Origin of the sequence: Mesorhizobium sp. J18 (assembly GCF_007829525.1) — a bacterium.
In the GTDB taxonomy this organism is placed as follows: Bacteria; Pseudomonadota; Alphaproteobacteria; order Rhizobiales; family Rhizobiaceae; genus VLJP01.
Window position 1 is genome coordinate 1 of sequence record NZ_VLJP01000062.1, and the last position, 12,845, is coordinate 12,845.

The following is a 12,845-nucleotide window of genomic DNA, read 5'->3' on the forward strand; positions in this document are numbered from 1 at the left end:
CACCGTCCTCGGCAGGAGCAGCCTGCTCATCCTCGGCAGGAGCCGCTTCTTCGCCTTCTTCAGCCGGGGCAGCATTCTCGTCGGCAGGGGCGGCCTCTTCACCTTGCTCGGCCGGAGCAGCACCTTCTTCTTCGCCTTCGGCCGCGGCTGCGTCTGCCGGATCGGGAAGCGGTGCAGGCTCGTCTGCCTGAGAGCGCAGATAGGCAATGATGTTGGCCCGGTCCTCGATGCTCTTCAGGCCGGCAAAGCCCATCGCGGTGCCGGGAACGTAGCCTTTGGGGGATTCGAGGAAGTGGTTGAGATGCTCGTAATCCCACACGACGGAACCGCCTTCGGAGAATTCCTTCATAGCACCCGAATAGCTGAAACCTTCATGGCCGGCGATCGGTCGGTTGACGATGCCCCACAGATCGGGACCGACCTTGTTCGGGCCGCCTTTCTCGATCGAATGGCAGGAGGCGCAGCGCTTGAAGATTGCTTCACCTGCGGCAGGGTCCGCGGATGCAAGCAGCGGGGCGATCGGTTCGGGCGCAGCTTCCTCGCCGCCCTCAGCGCCGCCGACGCCTTCCGCAGCCTCGATGGCATAGCCAGCCGTCTCCGGCGCAGGTGTGTGGAAGATGGCGTCAGAAATCAGGCTGACTGAAAAAACGACGAAGATCACGCCGAGGAGCGCGCCTATGATCTTGTTGAGTTCGAAAGAATCCATTCGCCCCGAGGCTCCTTCTTCAGACGCCAGCGTCAGCGCATGCACCATCCAACCATGCCTGCGCCTCCGCCTTCGGCCGATGCCGGTAAAAATCGCGCGGAAACTAGGTCTTTTGCTCGGGCGTTGCAACACATATAAGGCGCTTTCCAAGTGAGACCTTTTGCCACTTTCAGCCAGCCGTCCGGACCACCGCATCTATCATGTCGACTGTCATACTGATCCCCGCGCGCCTTGCTTCTACGCGCATTCCTCGCAAGCCGCTTGCCGATATCGAGGGCCGCCCGATGATCGTTCACGTCGCCGAAAGGGCCCGGGAGAGCGGGGCGGGACGCGTCGTCGTCGCGACCGACAGCAGCGAGATCGCCGACGTGGTCGAGGCGCGGGGCTTCGATGCGGTCATGACGAGCGCGGAGCATGAATCAGGTTCGGACCGGGTACTGGAGGCGCTGCGCCGGATTGATCCGGATGGGGTGATCGACACCATCATCAATCTCCAGGGCGATCTGCCGACGATCGAGGCCGCTGCCGTGCATGCCGTGCTGCGGCCGCTGGAAAGTCATGAGGTCGATATCGCGACGCTCGGCGTCGAAATTGTCGACGAGGAGGAAAAGACAAATCCCAATGTCGTCAAGATCGTAGGCTCGCCCATCGGGGAGAGCCGGCTGAAGGCGCTTTACTTTACCCGGGCGACGGCTCCCTGGGGCGAAGGCCCCCTTTACCATCATGTCGGCATCTATGCCTACCGGCGGTCGTCGCTGGAGCGTTTCGTAGCGCTTGGACCTTCGGTGCTGGAACGCCGCGAACGGCTGGAACAGCTACGCGCGCTGGAGGCCGGAATGCGGATCGACGCGCAGGTCATCGATACCGTTCCGTTGGGGGTCGACACACAGCAGGATCTGGAACGGGCGCGTGAATTGATTGCCAAGAGGGTTGGGTGAAAATGGCCGCAAAGACGAACCGGATCGCATTCCAGGGCGAGCCGGGAGCGAATTCCGACACAGCATGCCGCGACATGTATCCGTCGATGGAGCCGCTGCCGTGTCCCACCTTCGAGGATGCCTTCAACGCCGTAGAAACCGGCAAGGCGGACCTGGCAATGATACCGATCGAGAATACGATTGCAGGGCGGGTGGCCGATATCCACCACCTGCTGCCTGAATCGCGCCTTCACATCGTCGGTGAATATTTCCTGCCGATCCATTTTCAACTCATGGTCATACCGGGCACGCCGATCACCGAAATCAAGGCCGTCTACAGCCATATCCACGCGCTCGGTCAATGCCGCAAGATCATCCGCAAGCACCGGTGGAAGCCGACGGTGGCCGGCGATACGGCCGGCGCCGCGCGCATCGTGGCGGAGGAAAGCAACCGCGCCAATGCGGCGCTGGCACCGCGGCTGGCCGCCGATCTTTACGGTCTCGAGATCGCGGTCGAGAATGTCGAAGACACTGAAAACAATGTCACGCGCTTCGTTGTCCTGTCGAAGGAGAAGAACTGGGCGGCGAGAAAGTCGCCAGACCAGAAGATGATGACCACCTTCATCTTCCGGGTCCGCAACGTTCCGGCCGCGCTCTATAAGGCCATGGGCGGTTTTGCCACAAATGGCGTCAATATGACGAAGCTGGAAAGCTATCAGCTCGGCGGCAAGTTCTTTTCCACCCTGTTCTATGCCGATATCGAAGGGCATCCGGACGATCGCAACGTTTCGCTTGCGCTGGAGGAGCTCGGCTTCTTTTCGCGTGAAGTGCGCATTCTCGGGGTCTATGAGGCCCATCCCTTCCGCGCTACCCAAAGCGAGGATGATTGAGCATATTCAACCGCCCGCCTCTGTCCTTGCGGTTCATCTCCTGAAGCGTGCCGGAGCAGTCAAACCCCGGCTTCCGCCCATGCGCGGATCAGATGACTGGCAATGGCACCAGGCGGCGGAATGGTAAAGGCGGCGGAGGCGTCCCCTCGGATTGCAGCCTGGACTTCCTTCCGTGAAACCCAGCGGCAATCTTCCAGTTCGGTGGTATCGGCGCGGATTTTCTCGCTCATCGCTTCGCCGTAACAGCCGATCATCAGCGAATAGGGGAAAGGCCAGGGCTGGCTGGCATGGTAGGCGACCCGGCCGATGACGATGCCGGATTCCTCGAATGTCTCGCGCCGAACAGCATTCTCGATCGTTTCACCCGGTTCGATAAAGCCGGCAAGGCAGGAGAGCATGCCGGGTGCGAAATGCGGGCTGCGTCCGAGCAGGCACCGATCGCCCCGCAATGCCAGCATGATGGCGACCGGATCGGTTCTTGGAAAATGCTCCGCATTGCACTCGGTGCATGCGCGCTTGTAGCCGCCGGCACGAGATTCGGTCCTCGCGCCGCAACGTCCGCAAAACCGATGATTGGCATGCCAGGCCAGAAGAGCGCCGGCCTGAGCGAGTTCGCCCAGCGATTCCGGCAGGATGAGCCCTTGCATATAGACGGAGCGATAGTCGATCGCCTTGATCGTCTCAGGCAGGTCCTCCGGCTCCATTCCAGCCGGCAACGCCACGACAGGCCCTTTCTCGGAATGACCAAGCAGAACCGCCTGATCGAAAGGCGCTCTCAGTCGGGATGCTTCCGCGACATCGAAATAGGGGTCGAAAACACCATCCTGGAACTTGATGTAGAGCCTGCCCCCGCGAAGAAGGAGCAATCTCACGGCCGGATCGGCGAGTGCTTTCTCGGCGGCATCGTCGCTGCGGTTTTCCGATTGCCGGTCGATCCTGTTGCCGGCGAAACCGACGAACTGGCTCGGCTCGCGCAGGGGTCTGTCGAAAAAGGGGAACGTCATTCAGATATCTGCGATCAAAGACGGCTACGGATGGTTTCAGCTAGTTTATGCAGATCCTCGCGCCGGTAGGGAACACGCTCGCCGTAGCCCCAGACCGGGCCAGGCCAGCCAGCGTCTCCTTCGGAGCGGGCTACGACATGGACGTGAAGCTGGCGCACCACATTGCCGAGTGCGGCACAATTGATCTTGGTGCAGCCGGTGGCCTCCTTCAGGGCTTTCGAGACCATGTTGGTCTCGAAGGTCAGCACTGCCTGGTCGAGCGGCGTCAGATCGTGCATTTCTTCTATGCCGGGCCGTTGCGGAACAAGGATAAGCCACGGCCAGCGGCGATCGTCGCGCAGGCGCAATTCGCACAGTCCAAGCCACATGACCGGCTGGCTCTCGTTTTCCAGCCTGGGATCGAGTTCGAAGCCCGCCTTCTGGCCAGGCAGCATACGTTTCCCCCTTCTTTTTCTGCATCCGTCGCAAGGCTGCATTATATGTCACGTAGAGTGACAGGACTCACGCAGCAAGCAAGCCCCTTCATTCGATCATCCAAGTTAATCCTTCTTGCAATTGCCTCCACGATTGCCGATATGGACGGCGGGAGGTTGGTGGTGGACGTGCTCCTCGCCAACCGGGTCAGGTCCGGAAGGAAGCAGCCCTAACGAGTTTCGGCGCGGGTCACCGTGCCAGCCTCCCGCCTTTTCGCTCCAGAAGCCCCGGCCGTCCTTGACGATGCAATATGCGCGGGGTGAAACTCTCAGCCGAACTTTTGCACGGGACGACGGGAACACGAGCAACGGATGAGCGAAGCCGGGCACGACCAAAAGCAGAAAGGCGGCGGCGCTTATCGGGTTCTGGCGCGAAAATACCGCCCCCGCGACTTCTCGGCGCTCATCGGCCAGGAGCCGATGGTGCGCACACTGACCAATGCCTTTGCCAGCGGCCGCATTGCCCAGGCCTGGATGCTGACCGGCGTGCGCGGCGTGGGGAAGACGACGACGGCCCGTATCCTGGCACGCGCGCTCAACTACAGGACGGCTTCGATCGATCACCCCACCGTCGATCTCTCCGTGCCGGGAGAGCATTGCGAGGCCATCATGGAAGGCCGCCATGTCGATGTGATCGAGATGGACGCCGCCTCGCATACCGGCATCGATGACATACGCGATATCATCGAGCAGGTCCGCTATGCGCCTGTTTCGGCGCGCTACAAGGTTTATATCATCGACGAAGTGCATATGCTGTCGACCCAGGCCTTCAATGGTCTGCTGAAGACGCTCGAAGAGCCGCCACCGCATGTGAAGTTCATTTTCGCCACGACCGAAATACGAAAGGTGCCGATAACGGTTCTGTCGCGCTGCCAGCGCTTCGATCTGCGCCGTGTCGATGCCAATCTGCTGACGGGGCACCTGAAATCGATCGCCGGGCAGGAAGGGGTCGAGGTCGAGGATGAAGCATTGGCCATGATCGCCCGCGCCGCGGAAGGCTCGGTGCGTGATTCGCTCTCGATTCTCGACCAGGCTATCGCCCATTCATCCAGCAAGGTGACGGCGGAAACCGTGCGTGACATGCTCGGCCTTGCCGATCGTACGCGTGTTATCGATCTCTTCGAACATGTGATGAAGGGCGACGTGGCGGCCGCTCTGCAGGAATTCCGTGCTCAATATGATGTCGGGGCCGATCCGGCGACAGTGCTCACCGATCTTGCGGAGTTCAACCATCTCGTCACACGCATGCGCTTCGTGCCTTCGGCGGCCGAAGATGCCTCCCTTTCGGAAGAGGAACGCCGGCGCGGCCTTGAATTTTCCAGATTGCTTTCCGTGCGCGTGCTCTCGCGTACCTGGCAGATGCTCCTGAAAGGCATAGGTGAGGTCCAGGCATCGAACCGGCCGCTGGCAGCGGGTGAGATGGTGCTTATCCGCATGGCGCATGCAGCAAGCCTGCCGACTCTGGACGAGGCGCTGAAGACGCTGGAAGATCCCACGCCCGGCCCGGACGATGGGCCTGCTCCCAGGGGGACTCCGCCCTCGGGAGAGGGGGGCGGTGCCCGATCGGTCGCGCAGATGCGCTCGACTTCGAATGGCGGCGGCTCGACCGCCATGCGGCTTGTCGAGCGGCAGGAAGTTGCGGAGCCGGTAAAAATACAGGCCCAGCCGCCTCGGCCCGAGTCTGAAACCGGGCCAGCCGTGAGATCGCTCGCCGACATTGCCGCGCTCGCCGATGCAAACCGCGACCTTGCCTTCAAGGTGCAGCTTAAGCGTTCGGTCCGGCCTGTGCGCATTGAGCCGGGCAGGGTCGAGGTAGCGCTGACGGAAGACGCGCCGAAGACGCTGCTGGGCGATCTCACCAACCGCCTGCAGAACTGGACCGGCCGTCGCTGGATCGTTTCGCTGTCGCGCGAGAAGGGCGGCGCGACCTTGTCGGAAGAAGAGGCGGGAAGGCGGCAGACGGCGATGTCTGATGCGCGCGCCGATCCGGCCGTTGCGGCCATTCTGGAACACTTTCCAGGTGCCCGCATCATCGATGTGCGCATTCCCGATGCCGTCGAGACGGAAATGCCGGCACCGGATCCGGCCGTTGAGCCTGAAACCGACGAAGACGACGATACGATCTGACCAGTTATGGAGTGAACCATGCGTGATCTCATGGGATTGATGGGCAAGGCGAAGGAGATGCAGGCCAAGTTTGCGGCCCTGCAGGAGGAGATTGCCCAGCTCGAGGCAACCGGTCAGTCCGGTGGCGGAACCGTCAAGGTGACCATGAGCGGCAGGTTCGAGATGAAAAGCCTTGAGATCAACCCCTCTCTCTTCAAGGAAGAGGATGTTGAGATCCTTGAGGACCTGATCCTGGCGGCACACAACGACGCGAAACAGAAAGTCGAGCAGGCCATGCAGCAGAAGACACAGGAACTGACTGCCGGCATGCCGCTCCCGCCCGGATTGAAGCTGCCTTTCTGAGGGAATAGCGAAATGGCAGGCGCCCTGCCGCACTGCCGGCGATCTGCTGCATCTTGAAGGGGTGAAGCAGCTTTACCGTTCACCATTCACTATTCACCATTCACCGGTTCGTTTAGAACCGCTTCCATGTCTTCCAAGCGAATCGCCGGGCCCGAGATCGAACGACTGATTCAGCTCCTTGCAAAGGTGCCGGGGCTCGGGCCTCGCTCGGCGCGGCGAGCTGCGCTTCACCTGATCAAGAAGAAGGAGCAGCTTTTCGTACCCCTTGCCGGCGCCATGGTGGAAGCCGTGGACAAAGTGCGGGTCTGCTCCACATGCGGCAATGTCGATACGGTCGATCCCTGCACGATCTGCACAGATCCGCGCCGCGATCCCTCCGTCCTCATCGTTGTCGAGGATGTTGCCGATCTGTGGGCGCTGGAACGGGCCGGCGCGATGAACGCGCGTTATCATGTGCTGGGCGGAACCTTGTCGCCGCTCGACGGCATCGGGCCGGACGATCTCAATATTGCGGGCCTGATCCAGCGCCTGGCCGAAGGCAGCATTTCGGAAGTCATTCTCGCGGTCAATGCGACTGTCGAGGGGCAGACCACGGCCCATTACATCACCGACCAGATAGACGGAATGGATGTCAAGGTGACCCGTCTGGCGCATGGCGTGCCGGTCGGGGGAGAACTCGACTATCTCGACGAGGGAACGCTCGCCGCAGCCCTGAAATCGCGGACGGTATTCTGATGCGGATGGCAGCAACTCTCCTTTTCGCCTTGTACCTGCTGGTGCAACCCGCTTTCGCCTCGTCAATCGACCAGCAGTTCCGCACTTGGCTTCAGAACGACCTTTGGCCGAGCGCCCAGGCTCGCGGCATTTCGAGCGAAACCTTCAATGCCGCCTTCTCGGGCGTATCTCCGAATCTGAAACTGCCCGATCTCGTCATGCCTGGGCAGGAGGCAAGGACTCCGCAGAGACAGCATCAGGCGGAGTTCCGCGCGCCGGCCGAATATTTCACCCATATTGCGGGCGTCACCAGCGGCGGCCGGGCACCCTGGCGGCAATCGAAAATCGCTATGGAGTGCCGGGCGNTGGCGCGCACCCTGGCGGCAATCGAAAATCGCTATGGAGTGCCGGGCGGGATCCTGCTTGCCATATGGGGGCGCGAGTCGGGATTCGGATCGGCCGAGATCCCGTATGATGCTTTCGAGGTGCTCGGCACCAAGGCCTTCATGGCGACACGCAAGGACATGTTCCGCGAGGAAGTGCTGGCCGCCCTCGAAATGGTCGAACGCGGACAGGTCGGCCCGAGGGCAATGAAATCTTCCTGGGCCGGCGCGCTCGGACAGCCTCAGTTCCTGCCGACTTCCTTCCTGAAATATGCCGTCGATTTCGACGGCGACGGTCGCAGCGACATCTGGGATTCCGATGCCGACACGCTGGCCTCGATCGCCAACTATCTTGCCGCGCATGGCTGGGTGAAAGGCCGGGACTGGGGTTTCGAGGTAACCGTACCGGCGGACATTTCCTGTGCCCTCGAAGGACCCGATCGCGGCAAGCTGATTTCGGAATGGGCCGCAATGGGCATTCGGCGTGTCAGCGGCAAACCCTTTCCGGCGCATGAACTGCGCGGCGAAGGCTATCTGATGATGCCTGCAGGCCGGTATGGGCCTGCTTTCATCGTAACCCCGAATTTCTATGTCCTGAAAGAATATAACGAGAGCGATCTCTACGCGCTTTTTGTAGGTCATGCCGCGGACCGCATCACCTATGGCGATTCCCGTTTTGCCGGGGCATGGGCGAAGGTGGATGGGCTCGCCCGCTCGGAGATAGCCGCGATGCAACGGGCGCTGGAGGGGATGGGTTACGACGTAGGGGGCGCGGATGGATTGCCCGGCTTCAAGACGCGTCGTTCCATTGGAGACTGGCAGGCGCGCAATGGAAGAAAGCCGACCTGTTTTCCTGACCGCGACCTTGTGCGCGTCACCAGGTAGCCGGTGCCGGAAGCGATCCGCTACGCCCGTGTGAAAGCAAAAATTTGAGGCGAGCCGGACCATTTTATGCAACTCTGCGTTTGAGGGACGGGCGAGGGGCGTTCGGAGAGGATGCACATGAAAGGAAATGGATCAGGGTTCATTCGCGCGGCGGCATGGCTGTTGGCGACCCTCCTGCTTGCCTCCTGCGTGGTCGAAGAGGTGCCGGGACCGGGGCCACGTCCGCCGATTCCGGGGCCGGTGGCCTGTACGCGTGAATATGCACCGGTCTGCGGTCAGCGGGGTTCCAGTCACCGCACTTTCCCCAATGCCTGCATGGCGCGTGCCGAGGGATATGGGATCAGCTATCGGGGAGAGTGCCGCCGCGGACCCGACAGACCGGGACGCCCGCAAATGTGTACGCAGGAATACAATCCGGTTTGCGCGCGGCGGGGAAGCAGTCAGAGAACATTCTCGAATGCCTGCATGGCCCGGGCCGAAGGCTATCAGGTGGATCATCGCGGCGAATGCCGGCGTGGATCCGATCGGCCCGGCCGACCTGACCGTCCGCAGGTCTGCACGCGCGAATACGCCCCGGTTTGCGCGCGTCGCGGCAACAATATCCGCACCTTCGGGAATGCCTGCGAAGCGCAAGCCGCGAGCTACAGGATTGTTTCCAGAGGCCGCTGCTGAAGTTCACTAAAAAATCGCGGGAGGCGGGAACCGCCTCCCGCGATTGCTGATCGGCGAACGGGGCGAGCGTCATCAGGAAGTGCCGTCACTGATTCCACTTCCATGCCAGGCGAACGCGCCGATAAGAGGCACAAACCGCACTGCATCTAGCACGTCCTCGCTATAGCTGGTTTCGGTTTCCCGGGTGACCTTCACCAGAGTCTGGTATCCCGCCTCAGCACCCACAGGCATGATGATCCGGCCGCCGATGGCGAGTTGCTCCTTCCACGTCCGTGGAACCGCCGGACCACTTGCAGCGGCCATGATCACGTCGTAGGGCGCCCCCGCCTTCCAGCCGAGTGTGCCGTCTCCTGTGATGACTTCGATATTGTGATAACTCAGGCTGGCCAGTCGCTGCCGTGCTCGCTCTGCAAGTATTTCATGGCGCTCGATGGTAACCACATAAGCCGCGATTTCCGCTATGACAGCAGCAGCATAGCCTGAGCCCGTTCCTATCTCCATGACGCGCTCATCGGGCCGCAGGCCGGATTGTGTGATCATCAACGCTATGACAAAAGGCTGTGAGATCGTCTGGCCCTCGCCGATAGGAAGCGGCGAGTCGCGATAGGCCAGTTCGCGCATGTCCTCATCGACAAAGCGTTCCCGGGAGACGGACCGCATAGCCTTCAGCACATGGTCATCCGAAATGCCCCGGGCAGCTATCTGCTGCTCAACCATATTCTCTCTTGCTCTTCGGAAGTCCGTCATCCTGCCGAAATCCTCGCGGCCCGGATAATTAGGCTCTTTCCGAAGCAACGGTGAAGATCGAAAGGGGTTCCGTCCCTCAGTTCTTCAGGACGAAGCTGACTTTCATGTCAACGCGATATTCGGTGATCCGGCCACCGTCGACCTTGGCGATCATCTCTTTGATCCAGGCCTGCTGGACATTCTCAAGTGTATCCGTGGCCCTGCTGATCCCGTTCTGAATGGCTTCCTCGATCGACGTTCCGCTCGCCGTGATCTCGGTATGTCTTGCGACGGACATCCTTACCTCCTCTGCGCTATATTCGTTTGCCGAACCGAGCGCAGTGGGGATTGTTCCGATCAGCTGCAATAAATGCAAAAGCCGCTCAGGAAGCGTCGCGCGGACGCGGCATCCTCTCGGGACGGACCTTGGTTTCACCGACGGCTGTCGCGAGATATGAGAAAGCGGGCAGCTTCGCCTTTGAGGTGCGGACATTCACGGCCTGGAGAAAGCGGATCGGAAAAAGAACCGCCTCGACATTGGCCGCCGACAGGCCTTTTGGACGCAACTCGTCCTTGCGCGCTGCCTCCTCTGCTTCCGACAGGGCCGCTGCAATCTCCTCGGAGCTGAGGAGGCCCTTCCTGCCGAGTGCATTTATCAGGGCTGAGATGGCCAGCAACATGCCTTCCAATTGAAGATTGGCAGTATTCATCGCTTTTCTCCCTCGCAGGTGGGCAATCGGCAATCACCTTCTATAACCGGTCGGGGCGTCAACCGTTCCCGCTGGCGATCCTCGGGAACAAAGGTCAGTCAGCGCGGTTGCCGTGAAATGGTATCCATTTGTGAGGAGTTTGCGCTTGTCTGACGCCAAAGGAAAGCCATACCGAGCTGCCGCGCGCCTTTTGGTGACACATGGGTGCCATGAAGGAAAATCTCATCCCGATGTCACGCACACCAATCTGGCGCAGCATCTGGCCGCCATCCTGCATTATGATTTTGCCGGAGCGTTCGAAACTTCGACGCGGCAGGGCCTGCTCTATCACTTCCCGCGAGGAACGCTCGTGGGCCGCGACATCGCGCGCCACTTAGAACTGCGAAGCGAAGAGGATCTCTTCGGCGGCTGGGTGCCCTACGAGCATATGGCCACGAAGGCGGTGGTGCATCCCCTTGTATCGTCTAAAGCGGCGGCGCCTGAAGGCTGGTCCGATGCGCTGGCAGAAAATGCCGACGACATCACCTTATGCGGCTTTTCCGTATTCTCGCCGGAAGATGCCTTGGCCGCGGCCAAGGCCCTGCTTCCGCAAGGCGCGGTCCGGTTCAAGCCGATCCACGCCGATGGAGCGCGCGGCCAGATGGTCGCGAGAACCCAAAGGGAGATCGAAGAGATCGTTGCGCGCCTTTCGATCAAGGGCTCGCTCAAGGATCCTCTGGTGGTGGAGGAAAGCCTGGCTGAGCCGACTACCTACAGTGTCGGGCAGGTCCGGGCGGCAGGGCAGTTGCTAAGCTATTGTGGGACGCAATCGCTCACCAATGACAATAGCGGCTCGCCTATCTATGGCGGGTCGGAACTGATCATCACGCGGGGCGGCTATGAAAATCTGGATCGTTTCGCTCTGTCGGACGATATGCGGCAGGCGATCCAATGTGGGCGGAAATTCGATGCCCTGCTGGAGAAACACCTGCCGGATCTCATAGCCTCGCGACGGAACTATGACGTGGTGCGGGGACTTACCCAGGAAGGTTCGATCCGCTTCGGTGTTCTGGAGCAATCCTGGCGGGCCGGCGGTGCCACCGGCGCTGAAATTTCCGCGCTCGAGACATTTGACCGCGAGCCGGCGGTCAAAACCGTGCTTGCCCGTGCGGTGGAGCGTTACGGGAAGGACGAGATGCCGCCCACCGGCGCTGTTGTTTATTTCCGGGGCGTCGATCCGGAAGCGGGGCCGATTATGAAATACGTGATTGTGGAGAAACTGGACGATGCGGGAAGAACGGACGCAAATAGTCGTTGACGATTATTCGCTCTCCGGCCTTCTGATGGAGCCAAGCACAGGCTATCCCGGTGTCATATTCGTACATGGGTGGGCAGGAAGTCAGGAAAGGGACCGCGATCGGGCCCGCAACATCGCCCAGCTCGGCTGTGTCTGCCTTACCTTCGATCTGCGCGGTCATGGGGAAACCACCGGGGACATCAAGAGCGTCACGCGCCAGGAGAACCTGGCCGACCTTTGCGCCGCTTACGACAGGCTGGCGGACCATCCCAAGGTGGACCAGTCGAGCATCGCGGTGATTGGCAGCAGCTACGGCGGTTATCTGGCAGCCTTGATGACGGCGTTGCGCCCCGTGCGGTGGCTGGCTTTGAGAGTGCCGGCGCTTTATCGGGACAGCGACTGGGAGGTGCCGAAATTCAACCTCGATCGTGATGAGCTGAATCGTTATCGCCGCACGCTGGTCCCGCGCGAGGAAAACCGGGCGTTGAAGGAATGCCAGCGGTTCACCGGCGATGTTCTGATCGTGGAATCGGCCAAGGACGAAATCATCCCGCATCCGACAATTGCCAGCTATCTCGCTTCATTCGTTCTGGCCAGATCCGTCACTTATCGCGTCATCGAGGATGCCGATCACGCCCTGTCTGACAGGCGCAGTCTTCAGGCCTATAACACATTGCTGCTGCGCTGGTTCAGCGAGATGGTTTTCGGCGCCCGCTAGGAGCGAGATGTTCATCTCGCTGTAAGTCCTACGCGGTTTTTCTTTGTCCTGAATCGAGTATTGAGGGGCCTGAGCGTTCGAGGGAGGATCGCGGGGATGTCTCCTTCATCTCTGCAAGCAGGCGCAGGCGTGCGCGGTTGAGGCGGCTCTTGATGGTCCCCATGGCMCAGCCGCAGATCTCGCTTGCCTCCTCATAGGAGACCCCCAGCACACCGATCAGCATCACCACCTCGCGCTGCTCGTCCGGCAGCCGGTGCAATGCGGCCGCGATCTCGTGCCCGCGCACGAACCATTCCTGCGTG

General features: G+C 61.0%; 16 protein-coding genes and 1 other RNA gene. 10 read left to right on the plus strand and 7 right to left on the minus strand.

Annotated elements, in window-relative coordinates:
- The coding region (locus L598_RS18145; protein ID WP_144864898.1) for a cytochrome c family protein at nt 1-706 on the minus strand (706 nt) is incomplete at its 3' end.
- 200 nt (nt 707-906) lie between these two features.
- On the opposite strand from L598_RS18145, the gene L598_RS18150 reads away from it, so the two are divergent.
- Nucleotides 907-1,644 carry a 3-deoxy-manno-octulosonate cytidylyltransferase gene (locus L598_RS18150; protein WP_144864901.1) on the plus strand — a complete coding sequence of 246 codons (738 nt, stop codon included), beginning with the start codon at nt 907-909 and terminating at the stop codon, nt 1,642-1,644.
- A 2-nt stretch (nt 1,645-1,646) separates the two neighbouring features.
- A complete protein-coding gene (locus tag L598_RS18155) occupies nt 1,647-2,513 on the plus strand; it encodes a prephenate dehydratase (RefSeq protein WP_144864903.1) in 867 nt (288 codons plus the stop codon).
- 59 nt (nt 2,514-2,572) lie between these two features.
- Here L598_RS18155 and nudC read toward each other — a convergent pair whose 3' ends face one another.
- Together nudC and L598_RS18165 are read right to left on the minus strand one after the other, a co-directional pair.
- Nucleotides 2,573-3,517, minus strand: a complete 945-nt coding sequence (nudC, locus tag L598_RS18160; RefSeq protein WP_144864905.1) for an NAD(+) diphosphatase — start codon at nt 3,515-3,517, stop codon at nt 2,573-2,575.
- Between the two features lie 14 nt (nt 3,518-3,531).
- A complete protein-coding gene (locus tag L598_RS18165; RefSeq protein ID WP_144864906.1) occupies nt 3,532-3,951 on the minus strand; it encodes an HIT family protein in 420 nt (139 codons plus the stop codon).
- A gap of 151 nt (nt 3,952-4,102) precedes the next feature.
- Between L598_RS18165 and ffs the strand changes: the two genes are divergently transcribed.
- The 6 genes from ffs (at nt 4,103) to L598_RS18195 (ending at nt 9,113) form a co-directional block, all read left to right on the plus strand.
- An RNA gene (gene ffs, locus L598_RS18170) (signal recognition particle sRNA small type) lies at nt 4,103-4,200 on the plus strand.
- Nucleotides 4,201-4,302: 102 nt separating this feature from the next.
- Entirely contained in the window at nt 4,303-6,117 is a 1,815-nt protein-coding gene (locus L598_RS18175) for a DNA polymerase III subunit gamma/tau (protein ID WP_144864908.1), read from the plus strand.
- A gap of 18 nt (nt 6,118-6,135) precedes the next feature.
- The gene (locus tag L598_RS18180; protein WP_144864910.1) at nt 6,136-6,459 is read left to right on the plus strand and encodes a YbaB/EbfC family nucleoid-associated protein; all 324 of its coding nucleotides are present in this window, start codon (nt 6,136-6,138) and stop codon (nt 6,457-6,459) included.
- 126 nt (nt 6,460-6,585) lie between these two features.
- On the plus strand, nt 6,586-7,194 hold the full coding sequence (gene recR / locus L598_RS18185; protein ID WP_144864912.1) for a recombination mediator RecR: 609 nt from the start codon (nt 6,586-6,588) through the stop codon (nt 7,192-7,194).
- A gap of 5 nt (nt 7,195-7,199) precedes the next feature.
- Nucleotides 7,200-8,441: a lytic murein transglycosylase gene (locus tag L598_RS18190; RefSeq protein ID WP_246658823.1), complete on the plus strand. Its 1,242-nt coding sequence runs from the start codon at nt 7,200-7,202 to the stop codon at nt 8,439-8,441.
- Between the two features lie 117 nt (nt 8,442-8,558).
- Complete coding sequence (locus tag L598_RS18195) at nt 8,559-9,113, plus strand: Kazal-type serine protease inhibitor domain-containing protein (protein WP_144864916.1); 555 nt, start codon at nt 8,559-8,561, stop codon at nt 9,111-9,113.
- 72 nt (nt 9,114-9,185) lie between these two features.
- On the opposite strand, the gene L598_RS18200 is transcribed toward L598_RS18195, so the two are convergent.
- From L598_RS18200 to L598_RS18210, 3 genes are all read right to left on the minus strand, one after another.
- On the minus strand, nt 9,186-9,860 hold the full coding sequence (locus tag L598_RS18200) for a protein-L-isoaspartate(D-aspartate) O-methyltransferase (RefSeq protein ID WP_144864918.1): 675 nt from the start codon (nt 9,858-9,860) through the stop codon (nt 9,186-9,188).
- A 76-nt stretch (nt 9,861-9,936) separates the two neighbouring features.
- Nucleotides 9,937-10,137 carry a dodecin family protein gene (locus tag L598_RS18205; protein WP_144864920.1) on the minus strand — a complete coding sequence of 67 codons (201 nt, stop codon included), beginning with the start codon at nt 10,135-10,137 and terminating at the stop codon, nt 9,937-9,939.
- Nucleotides 10,138-10,222: 85 nt separating this feature from the next.
- On the minus strand, nt 10,223-10,549 hold the full coding sequence (locus tag L598_RS18210; RefSeq protein ID WP_144864922.1) for a hypothetical protein: 327 nt from the start codon (nt 10,547-10,549) through the stop codon (nt 10,223-10,225).
- 145 nt (nt 10,550-10,694) lie between these two features.
- Here L598_RS18210 and L598_RS18215 point away from each other — a divergent pair, with 145 nt between their 5' ends.
- Nucleotides 10,695-11,846, plus strand: coding sequence for a DUF3182 family protein (locus tag L598_RS18215; protein WP_186445089.1), 1,152 nt, complete (start codon nt 10,695-10,697; stop codon nt 11,844-11,846).
- On the plus strand, nt 11,815-12,543 hold the full coding sequence (locus tag L598_RS18220) for an alpha/beta fold hydrolase (protein WP_144864926.1): 729 nt from the start codon (nt 11,815-11,817) through the stop codon (nt 12,541-12,543). Before L598_RS18215 ends, L598_RS18220 begins: the two co-directional genes overlap by 32 nt.
- Nucleotides 12,544-12,571: 28 nt before the next feature.
- On the opposite strand, the gene L598_RS18225 is transcribed toward L598_RS18220, so the two are convergent.
- Nucleotides 12,572-12,845, minus strand: a 274-nt coding sequence (locus L598_RS18225; protein ID WP_281407418.1) for a sigma factor-like helix-turn-helix DNA-binding protein, incomplete at its 5' end; no start/stop codon positions are given.

Coding starts and splice junctions, on each gene's coding strand:
- L598_RS18150 (WP_144864901.1), top strand. CDS start 907: ATGTCGACTGTCATACTGATCCCCGCGCGCCTTGCTTCTACGCGCATT.
- L598_RS18155 (WP_144864903.1), top strand. CDS start 1,647: ATGGCCGCAAAGACGAACCGGATCGCATTCCAGGGCGAGCCGGGAGCG.
- nudC (WP_144864905.1), bottom strand. CDS start 3,517: ATGACGTTCCCCTTTTTCGACAGACCCCTGCGCGAGCCGAGCCAGTTC.
- L598_RS18165 (WP_144864906.1), bottom strand. CDS start 3,951: ATGCTGCCTGGCCAGAAGGCGGGCTTCGAACTCGATCCCAGGCTGGAA.
- L598_RS18175 (WP_144864908.1), top strand. CDS start 4,303: ATGAGCGAAGCCGGGCACGACCAAAAGCAGAAAGGCGGCGGCGCTTAT.
- L598_RS18180 (WP_144864910.1), top strand. CDS start 6,136: ATGCGTGATCTCATGGGATTGATGGGCAAGGCGAAGGAGATGCAGGCC.
- recR (WP_144864912.1), top strand. CDS start 6,586: ATGTCTTCCAAGCGAATCGCCGGGCCCGAGATCGAACGACTGATTCAG.
- L598_RS18195 (WP_144864916.1), top strand. CDS start 8,559: ATGAAAGGAAATGGATCAGGGTTCATTCGCGCGGCGGCATGGCTGTTG.
- L598_RS18200 (WP_144864918.1), bottom strand. CDS start 9,860: ATGACGGACTTCCGAAGAGCAAGAGAGAATATGGTTGAGCAGCAGATA.
- L598_RS18205 (WP_144864920.1), bottom strand. CDS start 10,137: ATGTCCGTCGCAAGACATACCGAGATCACGGCGAGCGGAACGTCGATC.
- L598_RS18210 (WP_144864922.1), bottom strand. CDS start 10,549: ATGAATACTGCCAATCTTCAATTGGAAGGCATGTTGCTGGCCATCTCA.
- L598_RS18220 (WP_144864926.1), top strand. CDS start 11,815: ATGCGGGAAGAACGGACGCAAATAGTCGTTGACGATTATTCGCTCTCC.